This window comes from Pseudomonas sp. S60, assembly GCF_016647865.1.
GTDB lineage: Bacteria > Pseudomonadota > Gammaproteobacteria > Pseudomonadales > Pseudomonadaceae > Aquipseudomonas > Aquipseudomonas parafulva.
In genome coordinates this window covers 1-385 of record NZ_JACVVH010000116.1, presented here as the reverse complement: position 1 = coordinate 385, position 385 = coordinate 1, and the positions used below count along the sequence as shown (strand labels likewise).

General features: G+C 66.5%; 1 protein-coding gene. It reads left to right on the top strand.

Features of this window, described 5'->3' with window-relative positions:
* Positions 1 to 385, top strand: a 385-nt coding sequence (locus IAE33_RS24405) for a hypothetical protein (RefSeq protein WP_201165761.1), incomplete at both ends; no start/stop codon positions are given.

Genomic DNA, 385 nt, shown 5'->3' with positions numbered 1-385 from the left:
GGCCGGGCGGGTGGGCGACAGCTACAGCATCGACCGCGATGTCCCGAGCGTAACCCGCGTGGGGGTGCCAGCAAACGGCAGCTATGTGGCCGGTCAGAACCTGGACTTCACCGTGAGCCTGAGCGAGGCGGTGCAACTGGATACCCGCAACGGCACCCCACGCATCGCCGTGACCCTGGACGACGGCACGGTGGCCTACGCCACCTACCTGTCCGGTGCCGGTACCAACGCGCTGGTGTTCCGCATGACCGTCGCCAACGGCCAGTTGGACACCAACGGCGTGGCATTGGGCAACAGCATCCAGCTCAACGGCGCGACCCTGCGCGATGCTGCTGGCAACGACGTCAACCTCACGTTGAACAACGTAGCCAGCACCGCTGGCGTG